24 protein-coding genes are annotated in these 26,120 nt (G+C 68.6%); 8 read left to right on the top strand and 16 right to left on the bottom strand.

The features are described from left to right. Positions 1 to 111: 111 nt before the first annotated feature. Entirely contained in the window at positions 112 to 3,135 is a 3,024-nt protein-coding gene (locus tag ACSHWB_RS13555) for a beta strand repeat-containing protein (RefSeq protein ID WP_439662386.1), read from the top strand. Between the two features lie 74 nt (positions 3,136 to 3,209). Here the strand turns inward: ACSHWB_RS13555 and ACSHWB_RS13550 are convergent, their stop codons facing one another. Beyond that, positions 3,210 to 3,578, bottom strand: coding sequence for a hypothetical protein (locus ACSHWB_RS13550; protein ID WP_439662385.1), 369 nt, complete (start codon positions 3,576 to 3,578; stop codon positions 3,210 to 3,212). Positions 3,579 to 3,655: 77 nt separating this feature from the next. Continuing rightward, positions 3,656 to 4,507 (bottom strand): SDR family oxidoreductase, encoded by an 852-nt coding sequence (locus ACSHWB_RS13545; RefSeq protein ID WP_439662384.1) that lies wholly within the window; start codon positions 4,505 to 4,507, stop codon positions 3,656 to 3,658. Positions 4,508 to 4,631: 124 nt separating this feature from the next. On the opposite strand from ACSHWB_RS13545, the gene ACSHWB_RS13540 reads away from it, so the two are divergent. Next, positions 4,632 to 5,225, top strand: coding sequence for a TetR/AcrR family transcriptional regulator (locus tag ACSHWB_RS13540; RefSeq protein WP_439662383.1), 594 nt, complete (start codon positions 4,632 to 4,634; stop codon positions 5,223 to 5,225). Between the two features lie 63 nt (positions 5,226 to 5,288). Here ACSHWB_RS13540 and dnaB read toward each other — a convergent pair whose 3' ends face one another. The 6 genes from dnaB to ACSHWB_RS13510 all read right to left on the bottom strand — a co-directional run bounded on the left by dnaB (position 5,289) and on the right by ACSHWB_RS13510 (position 10,580). Beyond that, a complete protein-coding gene (dnaB, locus tag ACSHWB_RS13535; protein ID WP_439664590.1) occupies positions 5,289 to 7,247 on the bottom strand; it encodes a replicative DNA helicase in 1,959 nt (652 codons plus the stop codon). Positions 7,248 to 7,858: 611 nt separating this feature from the next. After that, positions 7,859 to 8,311 (bottom strand): 50S ribosomal protein L9, encoded by a 453-nt coding sequence (gene rplI / locus ACSHWB_RS13530; protein ID WP_439662382.1) that lies wholly within the window; start codon positions 8,309 to 8,311, stop codon positions 7,859 to 7,861. A gap of 17 nt (positions 8,312 to 8,328) precedes the next feature. Next, positions 8,329 to 8,568 carry a 30S ribosomal protein S18 gene (gene rpsR / locus ACSHWB_RS13525; RefSeq protein WP_030480165.1) on the bottom strand — a complete coding sequence of 80 codons (240 nt, stop codon included), beginning with the start codon at positions 8,566 to 8,568 and terminating at the stop codon, positions 8,329 to 8,331. 58 nt (positions 8,569 to 8,626) lie between these two features. Further along, positions 8,627 to 9,139: a single-stranded DNA-binding protein gene (locus tag ACSHWB_RS13520; protein ID WP_439662381.1), complete on the bottom strand. Its 513-nt coding sequence runs from the start codon at positions 9,137 to 9,139 to the stop codon at positions 8,627 to 8,629. Between the two features lie 29 nt (positions 9,140 to 9,168). After that, positions 9,169 to 9,543: a 30S ribosomal protein S6 gene (gene rpsF, locus ACSHWB_RS13515; protein ID WP_439662380.1), complete on the bottom strand. Its 375-nt coding sequence runs from the start codon at positions 9,541 to 9,543 to the stop codon at positions 9,169 to 9,171. A gap of 101 nt (positions 9,544 to 9,644) precedes the next feature. After that, entirely contained in the window at positions 9,645 to 10,580 is a 936-nt protein-coding gene (locus ACSHWB_RS13510) for a hypothetical protein (protein WP_439662379.1), read from the bottom strand. Positions 10,581 to 10,711: 131 nt separating this feature from the next. On the opposite strand from ACSHWB_RS13510, the gene ACSHWB_RS13505 reads away from it, so the two are divergent. The 3 genes from ACSHWB_RS13505 to ACSHWB_RS13495 are packed head-to-tail and all read left to right on the top strand — an operon-like array spanning position 10,712 to position 13,912. Further along, complete coding sequence (locus ACSHWB_RS13505; RefSeq protein WP_439662378.1) at positions 10,712 to 11,482, top strand: deoxyribonuclease IV; 771 nt, start codon at positions 10,712 to 10,714, stop codon at positions 11,480 to 11,482. Positions 11,483 to 11,505: 23 nt separating this feature from the next. Beyond that, positions 11,506 to 12,882, top strand: a complete 1,377-nt coding sequence (locus ACSHWB_RS13500; protein ID WP_439662377.1) for a glycosyltransferase family 87 protein — start codon at positions 11,506 to 11,508, stop codon at positions 12,880 to 12,882. 19 nt (positions 12,883 to 12,901) lie between these two features. Continuing rightward, complete coding sequence (locus tag ACSHWB_RS13495; RefSeq protein WP_439662376.1) at positions 12,902 to 13,912, top strand: GDSL-type esterase/lipase family protein; 1,011 nt, start codon at positions 12,902 to 12,904, stop codon at positions 13,910 to 13,912. On the opposite strand, the gene ACSHWB_RS13490 is transcribed toward ACSHWB_RS13495, so the two are convergent. The 6 genes from ACSHWB_RS13490 to ACSHWB_RS13465 form a co-directional block, all read right to left on the bottom strand. Further along, positions 13,824 to 15,437, bottom strand: a complete 1,614-nt coding sequence (locus ACSHWB_RS13490) for a glycosyltransferase family 87 protein (protein ID WP_439662375.1) — start codon at positions 15,435 to 15,437, stop codon at positions 13,824 to 13,826. The two genes, ACSHWB_RS13495 and ACSHWB_RS13490, sit on opposite strands and share 89 nt — an antisense overlap. A 72-nt stretch (positions 15,438 to 15,509) precedes the next feature. Then, entirely contained in the window at positions 15,510 to 16,145 is a 636-nt protein-coding gene (locus ACSHWB_RS13485) for a M15 family metallopeptidase (RefSeq protein ID WP_439662374.1), read from the bottom strand. Next, a complete protein-coding gene (locus ACSHWB_RS13480; protein WP_439662373.1) occupies positions 16,142 to 16,426 on the bottom strand; it encodes a hypothetical protein in 285 nt (94 codons plus the stop codon). Before ACSHWB_RS13480 ends, ACSHWB_RS13485 begins: the two co-directional genes overlap by 4 nt. 16 nt (positions 16,427 to 16,442) lie before the next feature. Beyond that, positions 16,443 to 18,773, bottom strand: coding sequence for a glycoside hydrolase domain-containing protein (locus ACSHWB_RS13475; protein WP_439662372.1), 2,331 nt, complete (start codon positions 18,771 to 18,773; stop codon positions 16,443 to 16,445). A gap of 248 nt (positions 18,774 to 19,021) precedes the next feature. Then, positions 19,022 to 21,553 (bottom strand): transglycosylase domain-containing protein, encoded by a 2,532-nt coding sequence (locus ACSHWB_RS13470; RefSeq protein ID WP_439662371.1) that lies wholly within the window; start codon positions 21,551 to 21,553, stop codon positions 19,022 to 19,024. A 311-nt stretch (positions 21,554 to 21,864) separates the two neighbouring features. After that, positions 21,865 to 22,263, bottom strand: a complete 399-nt coding sequence (locus ACSHWB_RS13465) for a DUF5318 domain-containing protein (RefSeq protein WP_439662370.1) — start codon at positions 22,261 to 22,263, stop codon at positions 21,865 to 21,867. 164 nt (positions 22,264 to 22,427) lie between these two features. On the opposite strand from ACSHWB_RS13465, the gene ACSHWB_RS13460 reads away from it, so the two are divergent. After that, the gene (locus ACSHWB_RS13460) at positions 22,428 to 22,964 is read left to right on the top strand and encodes a PadR family transcriptional regulator (RefSeq protein ID WP_439662369.1); all 537 of its coding nucleotides are present in this window, start codon (positions 22,428 to 22,430) and stop codon (positions 22,962 to 22,964) included. A 31-nt stretch (positions 22,965 to 22,995) separates the two neighbouring features. Next, the gene (locus ACSHWB_RS13455; protein WP_439662368.1) at positions 22,996 to 24,081 is read left to right on the top strand and encodes an inositol-3-phosphate synthase; all 1,086 of its coding nucleotides are present in this window, start codon (positions 22,996 to 22,998) and stop codon (positions 24,079 to 24,081) included. A gap of 45 nt (positions 24,082 to 24,126) precedes the next feature. On the opposite strand, the gene ACSHWB_RS13450 is transcribed toward ACSHWB_RS13455, so the two are convergent. Beyond that, entirely contained in the window at positions 24,127 to 24,861 is a 735-nt protein-coding gene (locus ACSHWB_RS13450) for an SDR family NAD(P)-dependent oxidoreductase (protein WP_439662367.1), read from the bottom strand. A 94-nt stretch (positions 24,862 to 24,955) separates the two neighbouring features. Here ACSHWB_RS13450 and ACSHWB_RS13445 point away from each other — a divergent pair, with 94 nt between their 5' ends. Further along, positions 24,956 to 25,537 carry a hypothetical protein gene (locus ACSHWB_RS13445; protein WP_439662366.1) on the top strand — a complete coding sequence of 194 codons (582 nt, stop codon included), beginning with the start codon at positions 24,956 to 24,958 and terminating at the stop codon, positions 25,535 to 25,537. Here ACSHWB_RS13445 and ACSHWB_RS13440 read toward each other — a convergent pair. Continuing rightward, on the bottom strand, positions 25,486 to 26,115 hold the full coding sequence (locus tag ACSHWB_RS13440) for an HAD family hydrolase (protein WP_439662365.1): 630 nt from the start codon (positions 26,113 to 26,115) through the stop codon (positions 25,486 to 25,488). The two genes, ACSHWB_RS13445 and ACSHWB_RS13440, sit on opposite strands and share 52 nt — an antisense overlap. Positions 26,116 to 26,120: the final 5 nt, after the last annotated feature.

The following is a 26,120-nucleotide window of genomic DNA, read 5'->3' as shown; positions in this document are numbered from 1 at the left end:
GATCACCGCGTGCGACTCCCCCGGTGATGACGCGCCTTCCCCTGCGCGTTTCGGCCCCACCCCCTTGAGCCCCCGTCGCTTTCTCGACGGGAACCCGATGAAGGAGATCTAATGCAGACCTGGGCAAAGCGCGGACTTCAGACCGCGTTTGTCACTGGTGGTTTGCTGATGCTCGGTACGGGCATCGCTTCTGCCCAGGAGAACGTCGACCCGGACGCAGCTCCCCCGGCCGTCGACGTCGCGGCCTCTGTTCCGCTGAAGGCGGACCAGAACAAGCTGGCCACCCCGGTCAAGGAGATCACGGTCCCCAAGGTGGACCGGACGATCAGCACGGACCGCGTCACCAGCGCGGTGCCCACCCGCACGGCGTCGCCCGTCGCGAACCCGCTGGTTCGCCAGGCAGGCGAGCGTCTGCAGGGCACCCCGCTCCAGAACCTGGTGCGCGGCAACACGATCCAGGCGCACGTCGATGTGCCGATCAACATCTGCGGTAACGCGATCGCGGTTCTCGCCAACACCGAGGCGACCGGCGACTGCTCGCAGCACACCCACCGCGACGGCTCGATCGTCACGGACGGCTCCGGCCAGGCGCTCGCCGGCAACGTCGTTGCCGTGAACCACATCCTCCCCGTCCAGATCACCGGCAACGCGATCGCGGCCGGCGGCAACGCGGAGACCAACACCACCGCCGAGCAGGTCTCGACGACCGGTGGCCCCATCACCACCAGCGGTGAGAAGGGCGCGATCTCCGGCAACGTCGTCTCCGAGCAGGGCGCGACCCCGGTTCAGATCACCGGCAACGGTGTCGGCGCGGCCGGCATCGCGAACGTCAACTCGGTGGCCAACACGTTCGCCTCCTCCGAGGGCGACGTCACCACCAGCGGCGAGAACAGCTCGATCTCCGGCAACGCCGTGCCGATCCCGCTGTCCCCGCTGGCCGAGGTCAACGGCAACTCGGCCGCTGGTGCCGGCAACGCCACCACCGACTCGGTGCAGAGCGGTGGCGCGTACACCGGTGGCACGACCCGCACCAACGGTGACCCGGCCACGCTCGCCGGCAACATCGTCGAGCCCGCGCTCGCCGGCCCCGTCACGGTCGACGACAACGCCGCCGCCGTCGGTGGCAACGCGACCGCCGTCAGCGACACCACGAACGACTCGTGGGCCGGTGGCGAGAAGCGCACCACGGGCCACGGCTCCACGGGTTCCGGCAACGTCGCCGGTGCGCCCATCTCGCTCCCCGTCGCCGCGGGCGGCAACGGCGCGTCCCTCGTGGGCAACGCGCTGACCGAGCACGCCAACAAGGCGACCTCGAACGCCGGTGGCGGCACCCTGACGGACGGCAGCAAGTCGGTGCTGTCCGGCAACATCGCCGACGTTGCCCCGGCCTCGGCCGTGGACGTGTGCGGCAACGGTGCCACGCTCGCCGGCCAGTCCGCGGGCACCTGCGAGAACGACGTCAAGTCGACCACCGGTGGCTACCAGGGCACCCTCGGCGACGACTCGGTCGGCTCCGCCAACATCGCGCAGGTCCCCGTCGCCGCTCCGGCCGAGGTCTACGGCCTCGCCGCCGCGCTCGGTGGCCAGGCGGCCGGCTCGGCCGACGAGGTCAAGTTCGTCCGCTCCAGCGGTAACCCGAACACGGCCGACGACAACGGCACGGTCTCCAGCAACATCGTGACCGCCCCGACCGCCGTCGCGCCGCAGGTCTTCGCCGTCACCGCCGGCCTGGTGGGCAACACCACGTCGGACACGGCGAACGACACCACGGTCAAGGCCGGGGACGACCCGCACGCGACCGGCAAGAAGGGCTCGGTCGCCGGCAACATCGTCCAGGTCCCGACCTCGACGCCGGCCCAGGTCTTCGCCGACGGCGTGACCCTGGTGGGCAACAACAAGACGGTCGGCGACAACGCCACCGACATGACGGCCGGCGGCGACGCGCTCTCCACCGGTGAGAAGGGCTCCATCGCGGGCAACGTCGTGTCGGCTCCGGTCGCCACCGGCACCCAGGTGCTCGGCTGGTCGGTCGGCGGCGGCAGCAACGTCGACGCCTTCTCCACCAACGACCTCAGCTCGGTCGCCGGTGGCGACGTCAACAGCAACGGTGACCACGGTTCGGTCTCCGGCAACCTGATCGGCGCGCAGCCCGCTGTGCTCCCGGCGGTTCCGGGCAACACCGTCGCCGCGGCCGGCATCACCAACTCCGACGTGGTGTCCAGCACCAACGTCGTGTCGGGTGCCGACAGCTACTCCTCGGCCGACGACGCCTCGGTCTCCGGCAACCTGATCAACGTCCCCGCCAACGCCTTCGCCGGCGTGTACGCGGACGCGGTCGCGGCGGCGGGCAACGCCACCACGGTCACCGACAAGACCTCGTACACCCAGGCCGGTGGCGAGACCCTCACCGAGGGCAGCGGCCCGCTGTCCGCTCGTGACATGAACGTCCCGGTCGAGGCCGCGGCGAAGGTCGCGCGCATCCCCGTCGAGGTCGTCGGCCAGGCGACCACGCTGGGCACGAGCGACGACACGCAGCTCACCGGCGAGGACACCGACGGCACGCTGCGCGCCACGCAGCTCAAGGGCCTCGAGCTCCCCAAGGGCATCGACAGCCTGATGAAGGCCAACGAGGTCCCGGCGTTCCACGGCATCGACGGTCTGGACGGCAAGCTGCCGGTCAACCAGTTCCCGAACCCGGCTGACCTGGCGGCTCTGGCCGGCCAGCTGCCCACCCCGGCTCTGCCCGGTGTGGCGCAGGAGCGCTCCGCCCTGCCGCTGAACGGTGGCACCGGCAGCATCACCCCGAACGTGCAGGGCCTGCCCCTGGGCCAGCTGCTCGACGCCGCGAAGGGCCTCGTCCCGGCCGGCGCCGGCGAGCGTTCGCTGCCGTCCCTCCCGGTGACCGCCCCGGCCCTGCCGGTGCCGGTGCAGCTGCCCGCCCTGCCGACCGAGCGTTCGCTGCCCGCGCTGCCGCTCGACGGCCCGGCCTCCCTCTCGGGTCTCAACCTGAACCCGACCCAGGGCCTGGCGCCTTCGGCCGACGAGCGCGCGCTGCCGCAGCTGCCGTTCAACGCCCCGGCGCTCGCCATGATCGACCCGGCCAACCTGTTCCAGACGGTGACCGGCTCGCTGTAACAACACCCCGCAAGATGTAACACCCTCCTCCGGTAAGAAGCTGAGCCCCAGCGACACGACGGTGTCGCTGGGGCTCAGTGCCGTGTGGGGGGTGTTCGCGCTGTGGCGATCACGTTCTCGGGTGTCGCGTCCCCGTCGCTCGTGACCCAGTGCACCTGCGGACTCTCCCCGGCCAGCTGCCTGATCAGCTCGGCGATCGGCGACCCGTCCCCGAAGTCGTGCTCGGCCAGCACCGCCAGCACCGAGTCGCCGTACCGCGCGACCGTGAAGTCCGGCCTCAGCCCGGCCCGCAACACCTTCGCCGCCCCCAGCACGTCGTCCGGACCCGTGACCAGGACCAGCGTCACGAGCGTGCCGCGCGTGCGGGCGCGGATGAGCGCCTGCTCCAAGCGGTCGAGCAGCAGCGCGTGTCCGGGCAGGCCCGTGAGCGGGTCGTGCAGCACAGTCCGGTTCTAGTCGAGGCGAGGGCCGTTGACCAGCACCGCGACCCGCGCGGGTGACGGTGTCCAGGCCCTGACCGTCAGGAAACGGGCTGCGGCACAGCCTTCTCCGCCGCGCGACTGGTCTCCTCCCAGGACGCCCACGTCTCCATCCGCCGTCGCGAGATGTCGAAGGCGACGTCGTAGACCAGGCTGCCGAGCAAGAGCCGGAGCGGCGGCTCATCGCTCGCGACCAGCTTCATCACCGCCTCGGCGGCGAGCCTCGGCTCGCTGTCGGCCGATCCCTCGGCCCACATCTTCTGCAGCTCGGCGCGCAACTCGTCGTAGACGGGGTTCGGCTCAGCCGCCCTGCTGCTGGCGTAGAGGTCGGTCCAGTACCCGCCGGGCTGAACGATGGTGACCTTCACGCCGAACGACGCCGCCTCCGCGGCCAGCGCCTCACTCATCCCTTCGAGCGCGAACTTGCTGGCGCTGTAAAGCCCCGTGCTGGCGAACCCGCCGAGCGCACCAATGCTGGAAATCTGCAGCAGGTGCCCACTCCTGTTGGCACGCAGGTGCGGCATCACCGCCTGACTGACCCACAAAGCACCGAAGAAGTTGAGCTCCATCTGCGCGCGTGCGTCAGCCTCGCTGAACTCCTCCACCATCCCGGCGAACAGCGCGCCGGCGTTGTTCACGACGACATCGAGCCTCCCGAAGTGCTCGACGGCCGTCCCGACGACGTCGAAAACGGCGTCGCGGTCCGTGACGTCCAACGGCAGCCGCAGCAGCCGTTCCGGGTATCGCGCGGCGAGCTCGTCGAGCGGCGAGAGGTCGCGGGCCGCCGCGACGACCCGGTCACCCGAGGCCAGCGACGCCTCGGTGAAGGCGCGGCCGAGACCACGGCTCGCACCGGTGACGAACCAGACCCGCGACGAGGCTGAGGTAGTCATCTCGTTCCCTCCTGCTTCTGACGAGACGAGACGTCTCGTCTCGTTGACCGGATGAAGCATGCCTCCAGCTGTGACTCCCTGTCAAGACGAGACGTCTCGTCTCGCCGTGCGCTACATTGGCGCCGTGTCCACCACGGCTGCCCCAGACCCCAGCCGGCGCAACGATGCCGTGCGTCGCGCCATCCTCACCGCGGCGATCGACCTCGTCGGGGAGGTGGGATACCCGAAACTCACCATCGAGCGCATCGCCAAGTCAGCGGGCGTGGGCAAACAAACGATCTACCGCTGGTGGCCCTCGAAAGGCGCGCTCTTCTTCGACGCCTTCCTCACCCTCGCAGGAGACGGCGAAGCCGCGGCTCTCCCCGACACCGGCGACCTGGCCGCAGACCTGAAACTGGTCCTGACCGCCACCGTCGAGGAACTCAACGACCCGCGCTTCGACCAGGCGATGCGCGCCCTGCACACCGAGATCGTCCTCGACCAGGCCATCGCCGCCGACTACGCGACCCGGCTCGACAAGCCCATGCGCGAGATCAAGAAGGCCCGCCTCCTCACCGCCCAGCAGGCAGGACAACTCGCCGAGGACGTGGACCTGGAGGTAGCGGTCGACCTGATCTGGGGACCGATCCTCAACCGATGGCTGCACCGCACCGCGCCGTTGACCGGCGAGTACGCGCGGCAGGTCGTGGACGCGGCGTTGCGCGGCCTGCGGTCCTAGGGCTTCGGATCCGATCTGTCGACAGAGGCGATGCCAGAGCAGCGGTCGGCCGACGCCGCCGGCTTACGTCTGGGCCAGGTCGGTGAAGCGGCTGTAGTGCAGCTGGTGCGCCACGACGATGGTCGCGGTCGGGCCCGCGCGGTGCTTGGCGATGATCAGGTCGGCCTCGCCGGCGCGCGGGTCGTCGCGTTCCCAGGCGTCCGGGCGGTTGACCAGGATGACCATGTCGGCGTCCTGCTCCAGGGAGCCGGACTCACGGAGGTCGGAGAGCATCGGGCGCTTGTCGGTTCGCTGTTCCGGGCCACGGTTGAGCTGCGAGATCGCGATGACCGGGACGTGGAGCTCCTTGGCGATGAGCTTCAGGTTTCGGGAGAACTCCGAGACTTCCTGCTGGCGTGACTCGGTCTTCTTGCCCGAGGACATCAGCTGGAGGTAGTCGACGACCACGAGCTTGAGGTCGTGGCGTTGCTTGAGGCGCCTGGCCTTGGCCCTGATCTCCATCATCGTCAGGTTCGGGCTGTCGTCCACGAAGAGCGGTGCCTCGCTGATCTCGCTCATGCGGCGGGCCAGGCGGGTCCAGTCGTCGTCGCTCATCGTGCCGCCTCGCATGTCGCTGAGGCGGATGCGCGCCTCGGCGGAGAGCATGCGCATGACGATCTCGGTGCGGCTCATTTCCAGGCTGAAGATGGCGCTGGTCATGCCGTGCTTGACGGAGCACGACCTGGCGAAGTCGAGGCCCAGCGTCGAGTTGTGGGTCGGGATCATCGTCTCGCCCGCGAGGTACAGGTGGTCGTGGTTGTCGACCTGCACGCAGCGCACCGGCACCGAGGCGACCGGGCGGACGGCGGTGATCTCCACCTGGTCGTGCTGGCCGAGGCCCGCGATCAGCTCGTCGACGTCGCGGCGGAGGCGGGCGAAGCGGCCGTCCACCTGGAGGGCGGCCAGCAGTTCCGCGCGCTGTTTGCGGGACGCGCGCAGGTACGCGGCGGGGATGTGCGGTTCGTCCGCCAGGTCCAGGGACTTGGCCACGCGCAGTTCGTCGTCCGTCAGTTCCAGGTCGCCCAGGCCCGACAGGAACAGGCCGAGCGAGTGGGGTGACAGGGGCAGCGGGGCGGTGGGCAGGTCCCACGCTGCGGACATGCGCACGAACATGCGGCACACGCCGACGCGGTCGAACAGCTGCGCGGTCGTGCGAATGGCCCAGAAGCCGCCGGTCTCGCTGCACGACTCCGTGAGCCACTGGTGCTCGGCGTCGGCGACGATCACCGTGCCGTCGGAGAACTCGACCTCGAAGCACGGGCGGCCCGTCATCACCTCGGTCGCGGCGACCACTCGGGTCGGGCGGCCGTCGGCGCCGATCAGGAACTCGCCCACGGAGATGTCGCCCATCGTCGTCCAGCCGGACGGGGTGGGCAGCGGGGTGTCGAGCGCCAGCGCCTTGCCGACACCGGGGCGGGCGGCGACGATGATCATCTGGCCGCCGTGCAGGCCGTTGGTCAGCGCGTCGAGGTCGGCGAAGCCCGTCGGGATGCCCTGCGACATGCCGCCGCGGGACGCGATGGCGTCGATCTCGTCCATGGTCGGCTGGAGCAGGTCCTCCAGCGCGACGTAGTCCTCGGTCGTGCGGCGGTCGGTGACCTCGTAGATCGCGGCCTGTGCGCGGTCGACCACCTCGTCGACGTCGGCGCCCTCGGCACCGTTGTAGCCGAGCTGCACGATGCGCGTGCCGGCCTCGACCAGGCGGCGCAGCACCGCCTTCTCGGCCACGATCTCGGCGTAGTAGCCGGCGTTCGCGGCCGTGGGCACCGTCGCGATCAACGTGTGCAGGTACGGCGCGCCGCCCACGCGCAGCAGTTCGCCGCGGCGTTCGAGCTCGGCCGAGATGGTGATCGGGTCGGCGGGCTCGCCGCGGCCGTACAGGTCGAGGATGCAGTCGTAGATCGCCTGGTGCGCCGGGCGGTAGAAGTCGTTCGGCGCGAGCGCCTCGATGACGTCCGCGATCGCGTCCTTGGACAGCAGCATGCCGCCGAGGACGGACTGCTCCGCGGCCAGGTCCTGGGGCGGCTGACGCTCGAATGCGGGCTCCGCCATGCCCCGGTCGTCCACGAGCGCCACTGCCGAATCACCCCTGCGAAGAGTCGAGAGACGGTGCCTGAGTCCCCTAGTTGTACCGCGCGGCACCGACAATTTCGGGCGGCCACGCTGTGCGATGGCCTTGCCCTGAGAGCGACGCTAGAGGGACCCGTCCGGAGCAAGCAAACCAGCGTGTGGATCGTCCTGTGGACAACTGGGGGACAACCTGTGGATGGTTGCCCACAGGGATCGTGGCGCTGGGGACAACCTGTTGACAACCAGTGGAGTGACAGAACTAACTGCAGCTCAGAGGCTGTGCACAAGTTGTGGAAAAAGTTGTGCGCCACACCCTCGGCGTGTCGCGAAAAACACCTTCTTCGGCGTGTCGCGACACGGCTGTACGCGGTGTTTATCCACAGGACGTGGACAGAACGGCACTGGTCCGAACGAGCGAAAGCGCCACCCACCCGGAGCATTCCGGGTGGACGGCGCTTCAGCAAACCGAACCGTGGGCGGACCCCACCAACGTGTGGCGGGGCGCCCGACGAGATCGACGAAACTTACTCGCCGCCGGTAACCACGAGCGGCAGGGCGACGGTGACCTCGGGGTGGAGGCGAACCGTGACCGAGTGCTTGCCGGTCGTCTTGATGTGACCCGGCAGCTCGATGGCGCGCTTGTCCAGGACCGGACCACCGGCGGACTTGACGGCAGCCGCCACGTCCGACGCCGTGACCGAGCCGAACAGCTTGGTGCTGCCGGCGGCGGACTTGGCCTTGAGCTCCACGGAGAGGCCCTCGAGCGCGGCCTTGATCTCCTTGGCGTGGTCCAGGTCGCGCACGCGGCGGGTGTCCTGCGCGCGGGTGATGACCTGGATCTGCTTCTGCGCGCCACGGGTCGCGACGATCGCGAGACCACGCGGGAGCAGGTAGTTGCGGCCGTAGCCGTCCTTGACCTCGACGATGTCGCCGGGAGCGCCAAGGCCGGAAACGTCAGCGGTGAGGATGAGCTTCATCGCAGTGTCTCCTTCTCTTAGCGAGCGGTCGAGGTGTAGGGCAGCAGGGCCATCTCACGGGCGTTCTTCACGGCAACAGCGACGTCGCGCTGGTGCTGCGAGCAGTTGCCCGTGACGCGGCGGGCACGGATCTTGCCGCGGTCGGAGATGAACTTGCGGAGGAGCGTCGTGTCCTTGTAGTCGATCAGGGACGCGCTCTTGTCCTTGCAGAAGGCGCAGACCTTCTTCTTGGGCTTGCGCACAGGCGGCTTGGCCATGTGTCTCTAACTCCTGAATACGCGATGAGTGAAGTACTGGATGACCGGTGCAGTCGGTCTAGAAGGGGGGCTCGTCGGCGAAACCGCCACCGGAGCCGGCCGGCGGGGCAGAACCCCACGGGTCGTCTGCGGGCGCGCCGCCGCCACCACCGCGAGACTGCTGACCGCCGCCGCCGCCGAAGCCGCCGCCACCGCCGCCGTCTCCACGGCTGACCTTGTTGACCTTCGCGGTCGCGTAGCGCAGCGAGGGGCCGATCTCGTCGACCTCCAGCTCCACGACAGTGCGCTTCTCGCCTTCCTTCGTGTCGAAGGAACGCTGGCGCAGCCGTCCGGAGACGAGCACTCGCGAACCGCGGGTGAGCGACTCGGCCACGTTCTCGGCGACCTGCCGCCACACGTTGCACCGCAGGAACAGCGCTTCGCCGTCTTTCCACTCGCCCGAGTTCTTGTCGAACGTGCGGGGCGTGGAGGCGACCGTGAAGCTGGCCACCGCCGCGCCGGACTGGGTAAAGCGCAGTTCGGGGTCGGCAGTCAGGTTCCCGACTACCGTGATCGTCGTCTCACCAGCCATGTCTTGGGAGCTCCCCTAGTCGAGGTTGGTCAGGCCCTGGCAGCGGCCCTGGCCGCCGACTTGGCCGACTTGGCGTCCGACTTGGCCGCAGCCTTGGCAGCCAACTTGGCGGCCTTGGCGGGCTCGCGGCGCAGGACCTTCGTCCGGAGCACCGTCTCCTGCAGACCGAGCTGGCGGTCCAGTTCCTTCACCGCTTCAGGCGTCGAGGACAGGTCGAGCACCGCGTAGATGCCCTCGCTGTTCTTGTTGATCTCGAAGCTCAACCGGCGCTTGCCCCAAACCTCGACCTTCTCAACGTTGCCGCCCGTGGTGCGGATGACGTTGAGGAACGTGTCGAGCGACGGTGCGACAGTGCGCTCGTCGAGACTGGGGTCGAGGATGACCATCACTTCGTAATGACGCATGAGGACCACTCACCTCCTGTGGACTCGCGGCCACGGGCTTTCCGTGGCAGGAGGGTCGTCGCGTCAGCAACTGACAAAGGTTAACAGAGCGCGTCCGGCGACTACGCAGGGGTGCGGCGCAGCGCCCAGGTCCGGACCAGCGCGCCGGTGACCAGGGCCAGCATCAGCACCGCGACCAGCACCGGGGCGCCGACGCCGCCGGGACCGCTCAGCCGGGGCAACGCCGTGGCGCGGCCGGCCGCCAGCACCGGGTCGCCCTCGACGCCGGTGCCGTTGGACGCGCGGGGCACCTGCGAGCCGTACCGCACGCCGGGCGACGGCGAGTACAGGCCGGGCATCGCGAACGGCAGCGAGCCGTAGCTGAACAGCGGCACGCGGCCGAAGTTCGAGCCGATGGGGTAGAGCGAGAAGTCGCGGTTGCTCGGCGCGCCCGCGCCGACACCGGGAACGCCCGGCTGGGCGCCGGGCTGCTGACCTGGCGGGGTGCCCGGCTGCGGCTGAGGCTGCTGACCAGGGGGTTTCGGTGCGCCGGGGATCGCGCCGACGGCCTGCTGCGAGGCGTCCGCGATCGCCTTGGACCCGTCCTGGACCGGCGCCACGACCTGGTTCACGCCCGTCACGGTGACCTGGCACCCGCTGGTCAGCGTCGCGCGGACGGTCTGGTCGAGCGTGCCGAGGATCGGGCCGAGCAGGGGGATCTTGCGCACCTCCGCCATCACGGCGTTCGCGATCGTGCCGCCGCTGATGGTCGTCTGGCCGACCTGCACCGCACCGATGGGAATGGGCTTGGCCTGCGTGAACCCGTCCTGGAACGGCTTGACGAGCGGCGGCCCGAGCACCGGGACGGCGCGCACCAGGTCCGTGATCGGCTGGGTGACCGCGGCGGGGCTGAGAGAGATCGGGGTACCGGGCGCGCCCTGCACGGACGTCGCGCAACTGCCCACCACGATGGGCTCGGCCGCCGTGGCGGAGGTGATGCCCACGGAGGCGGACGCCAACGCCAGGAGCGTCGCCGCGGAGGCGCTCAGCAGTCGCATACCAACCCCTTTCCTACTCTCAAGTAACGACCGTAGGTCCTGGTGGTGACGTAGACCATCCCCAGTTTTTCCAATTACTCCTATCGGCGGCGGCTGCGATGGCGTTATGGACGCCGACTACCCTCCTGCGTATGCGCATCGGGGCCCATGTACGCGACGACGACCCGGTCGGCGCCGCGGCCGAACGCGGGGCCGAGGTCGTCCAGTTCTTCCTGTCGGATCCCCAGGGCTGGAAGAAACCCCAACCTCATCCGCAGACGGAGGCCCTGCTCGCCTCCGATCTGGAGGTGTTCGTCCACGCCCCCTACATGATCAACATCGCGTCGCTGAACAACAAGATCCGGATTCCGTCCAGGAAGAACGTGATCCAGCACGCGGAGGCCGCCGCGACCGTGGGCGCGAAGGGCCTGATCGTGCACGGCGGGCACGTCACCAAGGGCGAGGATCCGGCGGACGGCTTCGCGAACTGGCGCAAGTTCTTCGAACGGCAGGTCGCCGACGGCGGCTTCGCGGTCCCGGTCCTGATCGAGAACACCGCGGGCGGCGACGGCGCCATGGCCCGCACGTTCGACTCCCTCAAGCTGCTCTGGGACGCGGTCGGCGAGTTCGGCGCGGGCTTCTGCCTCGACACCTGCCACGCGTTCGCCGCCGGTGAGGACCTGGTCGGCATCGTCGATCGGGTGAAAGCGATCACCGGCCGGATCGACCTGGTGCACCTCAACAGCTCGCGCGACGAGTTCGGTTCCTCGCGCGACCGGCACGACAACATCAAGACTGGCACCATCGACGCCGACCAGCTGGCGGCCGTGGTCGCCGGCGCCGGATGTCCCGTAGTGGTGGAGACGCCGGACGAGGGCCAGGCAGACGACATCGCCTTCCTGCGCGACCGCGCCGGCCGGTGAACACCGTGCACGAGGTGGTGAGCGTGACGTCCGAGCGAGATGACGCCGGGCGTTTCGCGAACCGCTTCGGCAGGCCCGCCGCTGTCGTGCTCGTGCTCCTGTGCGGGCTCACGCTGCTGCTGGGCTTCATCAACAAGGACCGCTGCACCGGTCCCGCGTTCGACCAGTGGGGCCGCACGCAGCCCGACTACGACGAGCGCAACAAGGAAGACGTCTGCTACTCCGACATCCAGCACCTCTGGATCGGGCGCGACATCGACCGGCACGTCTTCCCGTACGTCGACGGCAACATCAACGACAAGGGCGTCCTCATCGGGGGCTCCGTCGAGTACCCGGTGCTCTCCGGCCTGCTCATCTGGGCGGGTGCGATCTTCGCGCACAACGACGCGGAGTACCTGCTCTACTCGTCGCTGCTGATGGCGCCGTTCGGCCTGCTCACCGGCTGGCTGCTGGGCAAGCTCGCCCGCTGGCGCGCGTTGCTGTGGGCGATCGGTCCACCGCTGATCCTCTACGCCTTCCACAACTGGGACCTGCCGGTCGTCCTGTGCTCGGTCGCCGCGATCTTCGTGGTGCACCGCTGGAACAGGCCGCTGGTCGAAAGAGCGACGGTGGCCTCCGTGCTGCTGGGGCTCGGGTTCGCGTTCAAGGTCTACCCGGCGGCGTTCGTGCTGCCGCTGATGCTCTTCGTCGCCACCGGCGGCTGGCGCGGCCAGGAGTTGCCGAGCGGCAAGAAGGTCGACGTGGCAGGCGCGGTCAAGGTCGGGCTCGCCTCGATCATCACCGTCGTGCTGGTCAACCTGCCGTTCGCGATCGCCGGCTACGACGGCTGGGCGGCGTCGTTCGAGTTCCAGCAGCTGCGCAGGGTCGACATCACCACGAACTCGATCTGGTACTGGGGCCTGCGCCCGTTCATCGGCGACGACGCGATGCAGTCGCTGGTGGGCGTCATCTCGCCGATCACGATCCTGCTCTCGTTCGCGATCGCCGCCGGCTACGGCTGGCTGCGGTTCCGGCGAGAGGGCAGCTACCCGTGGATCGCGGTGTCCGGCGCGATGCTGTGCGGCTTCATGCTGCTGCACAAGGTCCACTCGCCGCAGTACACGCTGTGGCTGGTGCCGTTCCTGGTGCTGCTGCGCGTGCGGCTGATGTGGGCCTTCGCGTACTTCGTGGTCGACCTGGCCATGGGCATCGGCATCTTCCGCTGGTTCTGGGCGATCGAGTTCGGTCAGCCGGCCGGGATCTACGACAGCTTCTCCGCGCAGGCCGTGATGATCGGCGTGTGGGGCCGTGCCGCTTTGCTCGTGGCGCTGTTCGTGGTGTTCCTCAAGGCCAGGGACGTCACCGAGGACGACCACGAAGACCTGAAGTTCCTCCGCGGGGCCGTAGCAGCGAAGCGCTGACCCGACGCACACTGCACCCGTGAGGGTGATCATCGTGCTGGCGTTGGTGCTGGTCTGCGGTGCCTCCGACGGCGTGCCCGTGCGCTCGGAGGTGATCCGCTGGCTGCCCGTGTGGCAGGCGGTGCCGACGTCGTCGGGTGCCGTCGCCGACCAGAGCGTGCGCACGACGGTCGACCTCGCGGCGGGCGGCACCTCGGTCAGGGTGCGCCTGTCGAACCTGACGGGCATCAAACCGGTCCGCGTCGAGCAGGTCACCGTCACCGCGGACGGCCAGACGCGGCAGCTCACGTTCAACAGGTCCCGCGGCGTCACGATCAAGGCCCGCGGCCAGGTCTACAGCGATGCCGTGCAGCTCGCCGTCACCAAGACGCTGGACATCAGCACGTACGCGCCCGCCGGAACGCCGTGCCAGGCCCGCGCCCACCGCACGATCACCTCGACGCGGGAGCAGATCTGCCTCGTCTCGGCGGTCGAGGTCGCGGGCTTCACCGCGCCGGGTGCGGTGGTCATGTTCGGCGACTCGATCACCGAGGGCTTCTCCGAGAACACCTGGCCGTCGCTGGTGGAGAGCGACTACGCGGTGCTGAACGCGGGCATCAACGGCAACGGCGTGGTGCTGGGTGACGCGCCGATGGTCACCCGTGTGCAGCGAGACGTCCTGTACAGCAAGGAAGTCCGCAAGGTCGTGCTGCTGGGCGGCATCAACGACATCCAGCACGGCGTCAGCGCCGAGAACGTCATCGCCGGCATCCGCACGCTCCAGGCGCGATGCCGCAACGCGGGCGTGGAGTTCCACGTCGGCACCATCACGCCGTGGCGCGGCTGGTTCAACTGGACCGAGACCAAGGAGCAGCAACGGCAGAAGGTGAACGCGTGGATCCGCGCCACCTTCCCCGGCGCCATCGACTTCGACGAGGCCGTGCGCGACCCCGCCGATCCGCTCAGACTGCGTCCGGAGTTCGACTCCGGTGATCACCTGCACCCGAACGGGACCGCATTCGGTGCGATGGCGCGCCTCGTGCGGGTGTGACGAGCTGCCGGTCCGGCGCGTCGGCCAGCACGCCCGCCAACGGGTCGTCGCCCGCCTGCCGCACCAGGTCGCGTTCCGGGTGGTAGATCTCCTTGATGATCATCACGCAGAGTGCGATGACCGCCGCGTCCCGCAGCAGGACGGCGCCGAGGAACCAGTCGATCGGCAGGCCCTTGTTGTCGGTGCCGAGGTAGAAGTACATGCGCGGCACCCACACCAGCGCGTCGACCGCCATCCACGCCAGCAGCAGCTTCCAGCGCGGCAACGCCAGCACGGCCAGCGGCACCAGCCACAGCGAGTACTGCGGGCTCCACACCTTGTTCGTCAGCAGGAACGCCGCCACGACCAGGAACCCGAGCTGCGCGAGCCGGGGCCGCGTCGGTGCGGAGAGCGCGACGTAGGCGATGCCGGCGCAGCAGATGAGGAACAGCACCATGCTGACCGTGTTCAGCACCGTCGGCGGCTGCCCCTGGGTCAGTCCGGGGTCGAAGCCCTGCCAGCCCGTCCACTGCACGATGACGTTGTAGAGCGTGTCCGGGTCCGCGTTGCGTTCGGTGTTGAGGCGGAAGAACTCACGCCACCCCGTCTGCGACGCCGGGTTCAACGCGATCGGCGCGTTGACGAGCGCCCACGCACCTATGGCCGCCGCGGTGGTGGTGAGACCGACCTTGATCCGGTTGGACCGCCAGCACAGCAACAGCAAGGGCCCGAGCAGGAACAGCGGATAGAGCTTCGCCGCTCCACCGAGCCCCAGCAGGACACCGGCGAGCACGGGTTTCTTCCGCGCCCACGCCAGCAGACCGGCCGTCGCGAACGCCGTCGCGATGGTGTCGAAGTTCGTGAACGCGTGCACGATGACCAACGGCGAGACGGCGACTATCGCCGCGTCCCACGTTCTGCGCCGTGCGATGCGAGCCACCGAGAACACCGTCACCAGCCACGCCACGGCCAGCCAGAACGCCGTGACGTTGAAGAACACGATCACGGTCATCGGCAGCCCCGGCACCAGCGCCACGAGGCCCTGCGCCACTCGCGCGTTCAGCCACATGAACACGCCCGTGACCACGGGGTACTCCATGTACCGGACGTGCTCGGTCGGCTTGCCCTCGTCGTCCTTCCACGACGTGATGTACGGGAAGGAACCGCGCTGGTCGAGCCGTTCCGCGGTGTAGAGCGGCACCGTGTCGGAGTAGCAGAGCGCGGTGAACTGCTTGCTGCCCCGCCAGTCGAGCTGCACGACGCCCTTGTCGTCGGTGTACTGCTGGACGCACGGCGACTTCTGCACCCAGCCCAGCAGCAACGTGACCACGGCGAGCATCAGGATCACCCGCAGCGCCGTCCAGAAGTAGTTCCGGCCGACCAGCGCGTGCTCACCGAGCGGACCGCCGAACGGTCTGCTCAGGCCGCGGGCGAGTGACTCGGTCCACGTCGGTGCGACGCGCTCCTCGTGGGTGAGCGAGTCGGTGTCCTCGGAGAGGTCGGACTCGACGGCCTCGGCGGGACGCTCGGCAGGGCTGCTGGGCACGGGGCGGATGTTACGGCCAAGACCGTTTCGCCGTGGTCAACATCCTGCCGAACGTCATCCGGTCGTCAGCGGTCAGCCGGTCGCGATCTGCCGGCGGGCGAGCACCTCGGCCTCGGCGGTCCGCGCCTTGGAGAACGCTTCCGGTGGCGCTCCTGCCGCCTTGCCCTGCCGCCAGCCGTTGATCTTGCGGGCCGTCGCGGCCAGCCTCGGGCTGCCCGGCGGCACGTCGATCTGGAAGTGGCCCTCCTTGGGCGACCTCTTGAAGTCACCGCCCCAGCGCACGACCCCGTCGCACTCGGCGAGGATGTCGCGGAGCACGAGGAGCTCGGCCGGGAAGAGGTTTCCCTTGACCCCCAGCGGATACAGGTCGGGCCGGATGGCGAATGCCGTGCCCGAGGCGTAGTTCGTCTCGAACGGTGCCGTACCGGCGACCTGGCTGATGTGGGCGAGCCCGATCGTGGCGATCTCGTAGTTGTACCGGCGCGCTACGTGCAGCAGCACGGTCGCGACATCGCCTGACCGCAACGCCATGGTCGCGCCGGAGCCTTCGATCGTGTGACGGACGATGTCCTTGTGCCCCAGCGGCCAGCCGTTGGCGGACGCGGTGGGCGCGGCGGACGCGGCGGGTGCGAACCCGACGGTGGTGGCCGCGGCGACCACGCCCGCGACACCCAGGAACCGACGTCGGCCGAGTCTGTGTTCGGTCATGCTTTCCCCCTGCGAAGTCGTGTCAGAGCAGCGAGGACCGTGAGAACGACGGCCAGCGCCAGCAGTGCCCAGATCGTTGGGTTGACGTAGGGCGGAGCGAGGTCGAACCGCGCGTTGCAGGTGCGGCTGAGCGGGAACAACGACGCGTGGTACTCCCATGCGTCCCACGTCTCCCCACGTGCGGCGCATGCTTCCCCGACATCTGGGGACAGGATCTTCGAGAAGCCCCAGACGTACATCACGACCGCCGCGAACACCGCGGCGACCGCTCCTCTCAACACAGTGGTGCTCCTCGCGTCACAGACCCGCAAGGCGCTGGATCGTGTCCGCATAACCTTGCAGGAACGGGGTGATCTTGTTGTCGGGCAGGTCCTCCGGCTTCGTCGTCGGCCAGCCTCCCGTGCTCTGGATCGCGGCCCAGCGCAGGGTGTCCAGCACGGCGTCCTCGTCGTGCCGGCCGATCATGTGCCGTGCCGCGGCGACCACGTTGGCCTTGTTGTTGCCGTGGCGTTCGCTGAAGAAGCGCTTGAACCTCGTGACGTGGCCGTTCCCGGTGAGGTGGGTGCGGAGCAGCTGGTTGAACCGTCCCCCGTTGCGTGCGGCGGTGCCGAGCAGGTGGCCGTCGACGTCCTCGACCAGGTCGCCCAACGGGAAGCTCGACTGCACGTTGATCTTCGCGAGACGGGCGGTGCAGAAGTCGTACCCGGAGGCGAAGGAACCGGCGTTCGCCCGCCATTCGCCGTAGAACGTGGAGAGATCGCCGCCCCAGCCACCGAAGTCGCCGCGGTTGCCCGTGGTGCCGGTGCCGGAGCCCTTGAGGTAGACGGCGTTCGCCGTCGCGCCGAGGTGGTCCACGTTGATGGTGATGCCGTGCGACGGGTCCTTGTACGACGGCACCTGACCCGCACCCGCCTGCCGGGCGTGGTTGATCCAGGCCTCGTCCACGTCGCCGATCAGCGACTGCCACCCGGAGATGAGGCCGTTGTACCGGGGGAAGCGCAGGTACTCGAGCACCCTCTGGTTCGGGTCACCGCCGTAGGCGACCGCGATGTTCCACAAGCGGTCGACGTAGGCGAGCACGTCGTCGAGGGACGAGTCGCGGCCGCCCACGTTCTCCGGCCCCGCACCGCCTTCGGTGCCGCGGAAGACGGTGTTGTCCAGCGCGAAGCTGTCGCCACCCGAGGAGAACTCGAACTCCTTGATCTGGGTGAACGACCAGTTGTCCGGCATCGGGAAGCCCAGGTTGCCGGAGAAGGCCACCGACATGCCGGAGACGAACGAGTGCCGTGCGAACGCCTCGTTGCTCGCCCGCTGGCAGACGTTGCGGGAGCCGTAAACGCCCGCGATGTACCGCTTCCCGCGGTTCGCGAGGCCGGCCTGGACCCCTAAGAAGTACGGGACGATGTTGCTGGTGATCTCCTCGCCCGTCGCGTCGTAGTCGACGGCGAAGTAGATGACGGTCCCGCGGTTGAAGCCGTAACCGACCGCCCGGTCGTGCGCTTTCAGGGCGTGGTCGTATCCCTCGGACCAGGTGAAGTTGCCGATGACGCTCCCGTCGTACTGCGAGATCGGGAAGACGCGCAGTCCGCCGGCGAAGATCGCCTGGAGCTCGCCTGGCTGGATCTCCTTCTCCAGCGTGCTCGTCGGTGGCTCGTCGAGGTAGCGGCCGACGATCCGGTACCCGGCGTCGTAGAGCCGGGCCGCCCGGCCGTTGAGGATGTGGAACCGGGTGTCGCACCCCGAGACGGGACGGTCCGCGTCTCCCGTCGACACCAGGAGCTGCGCCCAGGTGGCGAAGTCGCCGATCCCGGACTGGGGCAGCAGCGAGAACCGCTGGAACAGCTGCACCCAGGTGGTGAGGTTGCCGTCCCACGCCGACTTGAAGACCGTGTCGACCTGCGGTTCGTCCAGGTCGTACTTGAACGGGCTGTTGAAGACGCAGGCGGCGCTGAACAGCTGCACCCACGTCGTGGAGGAACCGGGCCGGACGGGGTTGTTGCGCAGCCCGGCCTTCGTGGTCGGCCCGAACGTGCCCGTGGCGTTCTCGTCCGGAACGCCGATCTCGTACTGGATCGCTTTCAGCAATGCCGTCTGGACGTCCCGTGAATAGATTCCGTCGCACGGGATGATGAAGAACGACGACCTGCTGATGTACTTGTTGTTCAGCCACTGCTGAATGTTGCGCACCGCGGTGCGGCCGCCGGAAAGCAGGACGTAGGCGTCCATGGTCAGAATTGCCTTGAACAGCTTCGGGTCGACTCCGCCCTCAATGACGAGTCCGATGTCGCGCCGGAGCTCGCCCACCGCGTACTTGGTGGTGGGGTGATAGGTGCCTTCCACCTCGCCGGCGTTGTACCCCTTGCAGAACAGGCCGTGCTGGAGGATTTTCACGATGTTGGTGTGCGGGTAGCCGAACTGGATGATCCCCCGCTCTCCGAGCAGGCGTAACGTCGTAGGGCCGAACGAGTCCGACAGCGTGCCGATCCCGAGCTCGATCTGGAGGGCTCGGGTGAGCGAGTACATGGTGGTCCATCCGGTCTTGCCGTTCTCCGGACATCTCTCGTAGCCGCCTCTGCTGCCGTACGTGGCGTTGACCCACTTCTGGGCTTCGAGCACGCGCGGATCCATGATTCCCCCCGGTTCGTGCACGACAAATAACCTGCATTTGCGCGCAAATGCAGGTGGCGAAAAGGATTTGAGTGACGACTCCCCATCCTCACTCGAACCTGATCTAAACGGCCGTCTGTCGTGGCGTCAAGACCGCTGTTCAACTGTTCCGCGGGCAACGAGCCGCCTGGACGCAAAAAACCGCTCCCCGGAGTCGGGACTGGTTTCCCAGTTCGATCTCCGGGGAGCGGTTCACGTACTACCGGGCGTCAGCCCCCGTTGCGCCTCGTGGGCGGGTCGTCCGACGGGTCGGGAGGCCCGGAGGGCGGGCAGCCGAGCGGGAAGCACGAAGCCGGCGGCTTGGGCGTGCTCGGCGTGTTGGACGGGGTGTTGCTCGGAGTGTTGCTGGGCGTGTTGGACGGGGTGTTGCTCGGAGTGTTGGAAGGAGTGTTCGACGGCTTCGGCGGGTTGAAGTTGCCGATCGGCTTGGGCTTCGGGAACGCTTCCTTCTGCACGCCGGCAAGTGCCGCGTCCATGAACTTCTTCCACATCTGACCGGGCAGGCCACTACCGAAGATGGCCTTGCCCTCCTTGTTCTTGATGGCCACGTTGCCCTGGTCCTTGCCGACCCACACGGAGGTGGACAGCTGCGGCGTGTAGCCGACCATCCAGGCCTTCGAGTTCTGGTCGAGGCTGCCGGGGAGCTCGTGCGTACCGGTCTTGCCCGCGCACTCGCGGTTGCCGGCACAGCCGATCCTCGAGTAGGCGGGGATCTCCTTCAGCGACTCGGTGACGTTGTCCGCGATGTCGCGGCTCTTCTCCTCGACCGGGTCGAACGCCGGCACCGGCTGATCGACGTGCTGGTAGAGGACGTCACCGGTCGGGCCGGTGATCTTCGTGACGAAGAACGGGGCGCGGTACACGCCGCGGGCCGCGAAGGTCGCGAACGCCGAGGCCATGTCGAACGGCCGCACCTGGGCGCTGTCGGCGCCGATGGCGATACCGGCGGTGGGCGGGTTGCCGCCCTCACCGACGAGGGTCTGCTTGTCCTGGCCGCCGACCCGGACGGTCTTCGGGATGCCGGCCGCGTGGGCCGCGTCGGCCACGGCCTTCGTGCCCGTGCCCTGGGGACCCGCCACCATCTCGTAGAAGACGGTGTTGAGGGACTCCTTCATGGCCTGCTTGACCGGGCATTCCTTGCCGCAGGTGCTGTTGCCGGCGTTGCGGATCTCGACGCCGGCGATCTTGCGGGGCGTGGCGTCGTAGGTGTCGCCGATGCCCTTGCCGCGCTTCAGGTCCGCCACCAGGTCGAACGGCTTGAACGACGAGCCGGCCTCCTGGATCGTGCCCTTGGCGTAGTCGATGCCCTTCAAGCCGTCCTTGCCCGGGTAGTACGCCCTGACGGCGCCGGACTGCGGTTCGATCGCGCTGAGCGACGTGCGCAGCTCCGGGTCCTGGCCGTTCATGACGGAGTCCACGGCGTCGGTCGCGGCCTTCTGCATCTTCGAGTCGATCGTCGTGGTGACGGTGACGCCGACCTTCTGCGCCTTCTCCATCGTCATGCCGACGAGCTCGCCGTCGATCTCGTTCTGCACCTGCTGGCTGATGCGGGCGAGCGGGCCCTCGAGGCTCGCGGGCTGCGTCTGCTCGAACGGCAGCGGCGCCGGGTACTGGCGGGCGTCGTAGTCGGCCTGGCTGATCCACTTCTTCTGGACCATCTGGCCCATCACGAACTCCCAGCGCTTCTTCGCGTGCTCCTCGTCCTCGGACCAGGAGGGGATCTGGATCATGCCCGCGATGAAAGCGGCCTCGGAAGGCGTGAGGTCCTTCATCTGCTTGTTGTAGTAGACCTGCGCGGCGGCCTTCATGCCGTTCGCGCCACGACCGAAGTACACCGTGTTCATGTACGCGGTGAGGATCGTGTTGTGGTCCGACTCGTTGCTCATCTTGTAGGCCTTGACGAGCTCGGTGAACTTACGAGTCAGCGTCGCGTCCTCTTTGCCGGTCGCCTTCTTGATGTACTGCTGCGTCAGACCGGAACCACCCGAGCTGCCGCCGGTCGCCTGGATCCAGACGGCGCGGGCGATGGCCTTCACGTCGAAGCCGGGGTTGTCGTAGAAGTTCGCGTCCTCAGCGGCCATGACGGCCTGCTTGACGGGCTCCGGGAGCTCCTCGTACGTGAGCAGCGTGCGGTTCTCACCGGGTGAGGTGATCTTGCCCATCTCGGTGCCGTCCGAGTAGAGCAGGGTGATCGTCTTGTCCTGGTCGGCCGCGATCTCGTTCGGGCGCGGCCACTCGACGAGCGGGTACGCGACCGCGATGGCGATCACCGGACCCAGGAGCATCATGCCGATCGCGACGAACGCACCGATCCGGACGCGCTTCCAGATCCTCTTCTTGCGCAGACGACGCTCCTCCTCTTCGGTGAGCTCCGGCTCGTCGTCGTCGTAATAGTCGTCGTCGTCACTCACACCGGCCATGAGGAACTCGTCGTCAGGCTCGCGGTGGGTGATGAGCTCGGGCTCGCGCTGAGTCGGCCGGTTGACCGGCGGCATCTGCGTGGTGCGGTCCTCACCGGGGTTGCGCGGGGGCATACCGGGACGGCCGGGGCCACCGGGACCGCCCTGCGGGCCACCGGGACCGCCAGGACCACCGGGGCGGCGAGCACCGGGAGGCGGGGCGATCGGCATGCCGCCGGGAGGCGTCGGAGGACGGCCACCCGGACCGCCGGGGCCGCCGGGACCGCCCTGCGGCCCACCGGGACCGTTCACGGGCGGACGGCCGGGACCGCCAGGAGGCATCCCAGGACCACCCTGCGGACCGCCTGGTCCGTTCGGGCGGCGTGGGGGCTGCTGCTGTGGGAAACCACCAGGTGGCGTGCCACCCTGGGGAGGGCGCGCGAAACCGCCGGGTGGGGTGCCCGGTCGTGGCTGATTCGGGACATCGCGCCTCGTGCCGCCGCCGTCCGGGTCGTCCCCGGTCGGCCACTGCGGCTCGCCTCCGCGCTGCCGGTCATCATGCTGGTCGTTCACGTGAAAAGGCCTCCCAGACCGGCGTGCATCAGCACACGGTTCGGTGGTCGTACTTCATTCGGAGCAGTGTCACCTGTGGGTCATTCCGCCGCAGTCCTCCTGCGTGGCTTTTCCAGCCCACGCTTCCCCAGGACGTATGACTGCACCAGGTGGTTCCAACTGCACGTGCGACAAACTTCAACTAGGTACACGGAGAACTCGTCGAAGAGGTTCGCCATCTTCACCAGTTCTTCAGGTGTGCGCGCCGAGCCGGCCGCGTGCTTGAGCTCGTCACCGTAGACCCACGACACGTGGGTGAGCGGTTCCTTGCGGCACACGGGGCAGGGCACTTCGGTCGCCGTCCCGTGGAACTTCGCAGCTCGCAGCAGGTACGGGTTCGCGTCGCAGACCTCCATGGTGCCCGTGCGACCGGCATGGACCTCCGCCAGCAGCGCACGCCGCTGCAGCGAGTAGTCCACCACCTGCCGTTGGGTCAACACGTGACCAGAGTACGTGCCGACCGCTTTCCGATGGTGGGCCGTTCAGGGCAGCGAGGTCCGGCGCGGTATCACGGTGTGCCACATCCCACAGTTGCGAGGAGCCATCGATGTATCGAGCCGATATAATCGCCTCACCTATCGGTGCAGGTGCGAGGAGGTGACTCGTGTTCGAGTTCGCGCTGCTCGGCCTGCTGCACGAGGCGCCCATGCACGGCTACGAGCTGCGCAAGCGCTTGCATGACCTGCTCGGAGCGTTTCGCGCGTTCTCCTACGGATCGCTGTACCCAACATTGCGGCGACTCCAGCGGGCGGGCCTGATCGTGGAGGAGGGGCCGGAGGAGTCGGCTCTTTCTTGGGGACGTCGGGCTCGCAAGGTCTACGAGCTGACTCCCGAAGGCAAGGAGCGGTTCGCCGATCTCCTGGCCAACGCGGGTCCTCAGACCTGGGACGACGACTCGTTCGGGGTCCATCTGGCGTTCTTCTCGCGCACGCCGGCCGACGTCAGGATGCGCATCCTGGAAGGCCGCCGGCGGTGTGTCGAAGAACGCAGGGAAGGACTTCGCGAGCGGCTCACGCGCACGGGTGAGCAGATCGACCGCTACACCCGTGAGCTGCACAGCCAAGGCCTGGAGAGCACGGAGCGCGAGGTGCGGTGGCTCAACGAGCTCATCGCGCACGAAAGGTCCGAGCAGGACGACTAGCTTTTCATCGTTGATCAAGGAGGACTCGGCAATGGGCGAAAACCGCCGCACCGTTCGAGTGGCCATCGTCGGGGTTGGCAACTGCGCGGCGTCGCTGGTGCAGGGCGTCCACTTCTACCGCGACGCCGACCCGAGCACCCGCGTGCCCGGTCTGATGCACGTGCAGTTCGGTGACTACCACGTGCGCGATGTCGAGTTCGTCGCAGCGTTCGACGTGGACGCGAAGAAGGTCGGCACCGACCTCTCCGAGGCCATCGGGGCCAGCGAGAACAACACGATCAAGATCGCGGACGTGCCGCCGCTCGGCGTCGTCGTCCAGCGCGGGCACACCCTCGACGGCCTCGGGAAGTTCTACCGGGAGACGATCGAGGAGTCCGACGCGGAGCCGGTCGACGTCGTGGCCGCGCTGCGCGACGCCGAGGTCGACGTGCTGGTCTCGTACCTGCCGGTGGGTTCGGAGGACGCGGACCGCTTCTACGCCCAGGCCGCGATCGACGCCGGTGTGGCGTTCGTCAACGCCCTGCCCGTCTTCATCGCGTCGGACCCGGAGTGGGCGGAGAAGTTCCGCGCCGCCGGCGTCCCGATCGTCGGTGACGACATCAAGTCCCAGGTCGGCGCCACCATCACGCACCGCGTGCTGGCGAAGCTGTTCGAGGACCGCGGTGTCCAGCTCGACCGCACCATGCAGCTGAACGTCGGCGGCAACATGGACTTCCTGAACATGAAGGAACTGGAGCGACTGGAGTCCAAGAAGGTCTCCAAGACCCAGGCCGTCACGTCCCAGGTGGACCGCGAGATGGGCAAGCGCAACGTCCACATCGGCCCGTCGGACTACGTGGCGTGGCTCGACGACCGCAAGTGGGCCTACGTGCGTCTCGAGGGCCGCGCGTTCGGCGACGTGCCGCTGAACCTCGAGTACAAGCTGGAGGTCTGGGACTCCCCGAACTCCGCGGGCATCATCATCGACGCCGTCCGTGCGGCGAAGATCGCCCTCGACCGCGGCATCGGCGGCCCGATCCTCTCGGCGTCGTCGTACTTCATGAAGTCCCCGCCCGTGCAGTACTCGGACTCCGAGGCGCACGAGGCCGTCGAGAAGTTCATTCGCGGCGAAGCCTGATCCCGTGAAGGGCCGCTCTCCTTCCCGGAGGGCGGCCCTTCACGTTCAGCGCTTCGAGAGCCGCAGCTTCTGCCAGCTGCCGTCCGCGGTCCACCCGCCGTCGACGGGCAGCGCGACCCCGTTGATGTACCGCGCGTTGTCGCTCGCCAGGAACCGCACGGCCTGCGCGATGTCGTCGGGCGCCGCGAACCGGTTCATCGGCACGTGGTCGGTGATGTCCTCGTCGACGTAGTACCCGCCGGCCTGCGACTCGACGTCCATCTCGGTCTTGACCCAGCCGGGACACACGGCGTTGACCCTGATCCCCCGCCCGCCCCACTCGACGGCGAGCGTGCGCGTCAACCCGATCAGCCCGTGCTTCGTCGTGTTGTACGCGGCCCGGTCCGCCACCCCCTGCAGCCCGGCGACGGACGCGATGTTGACGACACTGCCGCTGCCCTGCCCGAGCATGACCTTGCCCAGCGCCTGGGTGAGCAGGAACGGCCCGGTCAGGTTGACCGCCATGATCCGTTCCCACTGCTCCAGCGTGGTGTCCTCGAACGGCACGATGCCGGCGATCCCCGCGTTGTTGACCAGCACGTCCACCCGGCCGTAGGTGCTGGTCACGTGATCGGTCAGGCGCTGGACGTCGGCGGCGCTCGCGACGTTGCCGACGATCCCGTCCTTGCTCTCCCGCAGGTCGAAGCCGACGACGGCGAACCCGTCCTCGCGCAGGACGTCCGCGATCCGCAGACCCATGCCCTGCGCCGTGCCGGTGACCACGGCAACTCGTTGCGTCATGCCCGCCACGCTAGGCAGCGACGGCCGTTCAGGCACAGACGCGTTCGTGTGTTCGGAGTCTCAGCGCCAGCTCGGCTTCCGCTAGGTTCGCCCGGTGCGCACCCTGCTCGTCGCCCTCCCCGGCCTGGTCCTCGCCGGCATCGGGCTGACCCACCCGCACCACCTCGACGCGTCGACCGCCGAGTGGTGGCAGAACATGCACGTCATCCTGGCGGTGATCTTCCCGCTCCTCGGTGCTGCGCAATGGGTCCTGCTCGACGACAGCCCGAGGTACGTCCGCTACCCGGCCCGCGCGGCGACCTTCGGTTATGTCGTCTTCTACGGCGCCCTGGACGCGCTGGCCGGCATCGGTGGCGGGGCGATGACGCTGGCGAACGGCGGCCGCACCGCCGCCGACGAGCCGTTGTTCAAGATCGGCAACCAGCTCGGCACCGTGGGCGCGTGGTGCTTCTTCGCGGCCAGCCTCGCGATCGCGGTGTGCGCGCTGCTCAAGGACCGCCTCAAGGCGATCCCGGGCGCGGTGTTCCTGCTGTTCGGCAGCTACCTGTTCCTCAGCAGCCACATCTACTGGCCGAAGGGCGTTCTCGCCTGCACGTGCCTCGCGATCGGCATGGCCGCGACGAGCTACGCCAGCGCGTCCGGCAGGTCGGCGATCGAGGACAGCACCGTCACCTGAGCCAGCACGTCCGCGGCGGGCGGGAAGTGCGGGTTCGGCACGGCCAGCACGGTCATGCCCGCCGCCAGCGCTGCCTTCAGGCCGTTCGTCGAGTCCTCGACGGCGTAACAGGACGCCGGTGAGACCCCGAGCTGCGCGGCCGCCGCGAGGTAGACGTCCGGCGACGGTTTCCCGGCGGCGCACGACTCCGAGGACACGGCGACGGGCACGGGCAGCCCGGTCACGTCCAGGAACACCTTGATCAGCACAGCGGGTGCGGACGACGCGATCGCCACCGGGAAGCGTGACGCCACGGCACGCACCGCGTCCACGGCGCCGGGAAGCACGGGCAGGTGTGCGGCGTAGGCCTTCTCCATCTCGGCGATCACGCCGGCGGACGCCTCGGAGGCCGACAGCCGCACGCCGACCGAGGAGACCAGGTACTCGCCCCACTCGGGCGTCGACATCCCCTGCATGTCACGGGTGGCGGTCGGCGTCCACGTGCCGCCGTGGGCAGCGGCGAACGCCTGGCGCACCTCGTCCCACACCTGCTCCGAGTCGATCAGCACGCCGTCGAGGTCGAAGATCACCGCATTCACGCCGT

Origin of the sequence: Lentzea sp. HUAS TT2, assembly GCF_051853195.1 — a bacterium.
Taxonomy (GTDB): domain Bacteria; phylum Actinomycetota; class Actinomycetes; order Mycobacteriales; family Pseudonocardiaceae; genus Lentzea.
Note: the sequence above shows the minus strand (reverse complement) of the source record. Positions and strands in the feature narration are given on the sequence as shown.

Coding starts and splice junctions, on each gene's coding strand:
- rpsR (WP_030480165.1), bottom strand. CDS start 8,568: ATGGCCAAGCCGCCTGTGCGCAAGCCCAAGAAGAAGGTCTGCGCCTTC.
- ACSHWB_RS13505 (WP_439662378.1), top strand. CDS start 10,712: ATGCGCATCGGGGCCCATGTACGCGACGACGACCCGGTCGGCGCCGCG.
- ACSHWB_RS13470 (WP_439662371.1), bottom strand. CDS start 21,553: ATGCCTCCTGGCGGTCCCGGCCGTCCGCCCGTGAACGGTCCCGGTGGG.
- ACSHWB_RS13510 (WP_439662379.1), bottom strand. CDS start 10,580: ATGCGACTGCTGAGCGCCTCCGCGGCGACGCTCCTGGCGTTGGCGTCC.
- dnaB (WP_439664590.1), bottom strand. CDS start 7,247: ATGCTGCTGTCCAAGGACGCGATCGCGGACGTCATCGAGGCGCTCGCG.
- ACSHWB_RS13545 (WP_439662384.1), bottom strand. CDS start 4,507: ATGACTACCTCAGCCTCGTCGCGGGTCTGGTTCGTCACCGGTGCGAGC.
- ACSHWB_RS13455 (WP_439662368.1), top strand. CDS start 22,996: ATGGGCGAAAACCGCCGCACCGTTCGAGTGGCCATCGTCGGGGTTGGC.
- rpsF (WP_439662380.1), bottom strand. CDS start 9,543: ATGCGTCATTACGAAGTGATGGTCATCCTCGACCCCAGTCTCGACGAG.
- ACSHWB_RS13475 (WP_439662372.1), bottom strand. CDS start 18,773: ATGGATCCGCGCGTGCTCGAAGCCCAGAAGTGGGTCAACGCCACGTAC.
- ACSHWB_RS13485 (WP_439662374.1), bottom strand. CDS start 16,145: ATGACCGAACACAGACTCGGCCGACGTCGGTTCCTGGGTGTCGCGGGC.
- ACSHWB_RS13520 (WP_439662381.1), bottom strand. CDS start 9,139: ATGGCTGGTGAGACGACGATCACGGTAGTCGGGAACCTGACTGCCGAC.
- ACSHWB_RS13450 (WP_439662367.1), bottom strand. CDS start 24,861: ATGACGCAACGAGTTGCCGTGGTCACCGGCACGGCGCAGGGCATGGGT.
- ACSHWB_RS13555 (WP_439662386.1), top strand. CDS start 112: ATGCAGACCTGGGCAAAGCGCGGACTTCAGACCGCGTTTGTCACTGGT.
- rplI (WP_439662382.1), bottom strand. CDS start 8,311: ATGAAGCTCATCCTCACCGCTGACGTTTCCGGCCTTGGCGCTCCCGGC.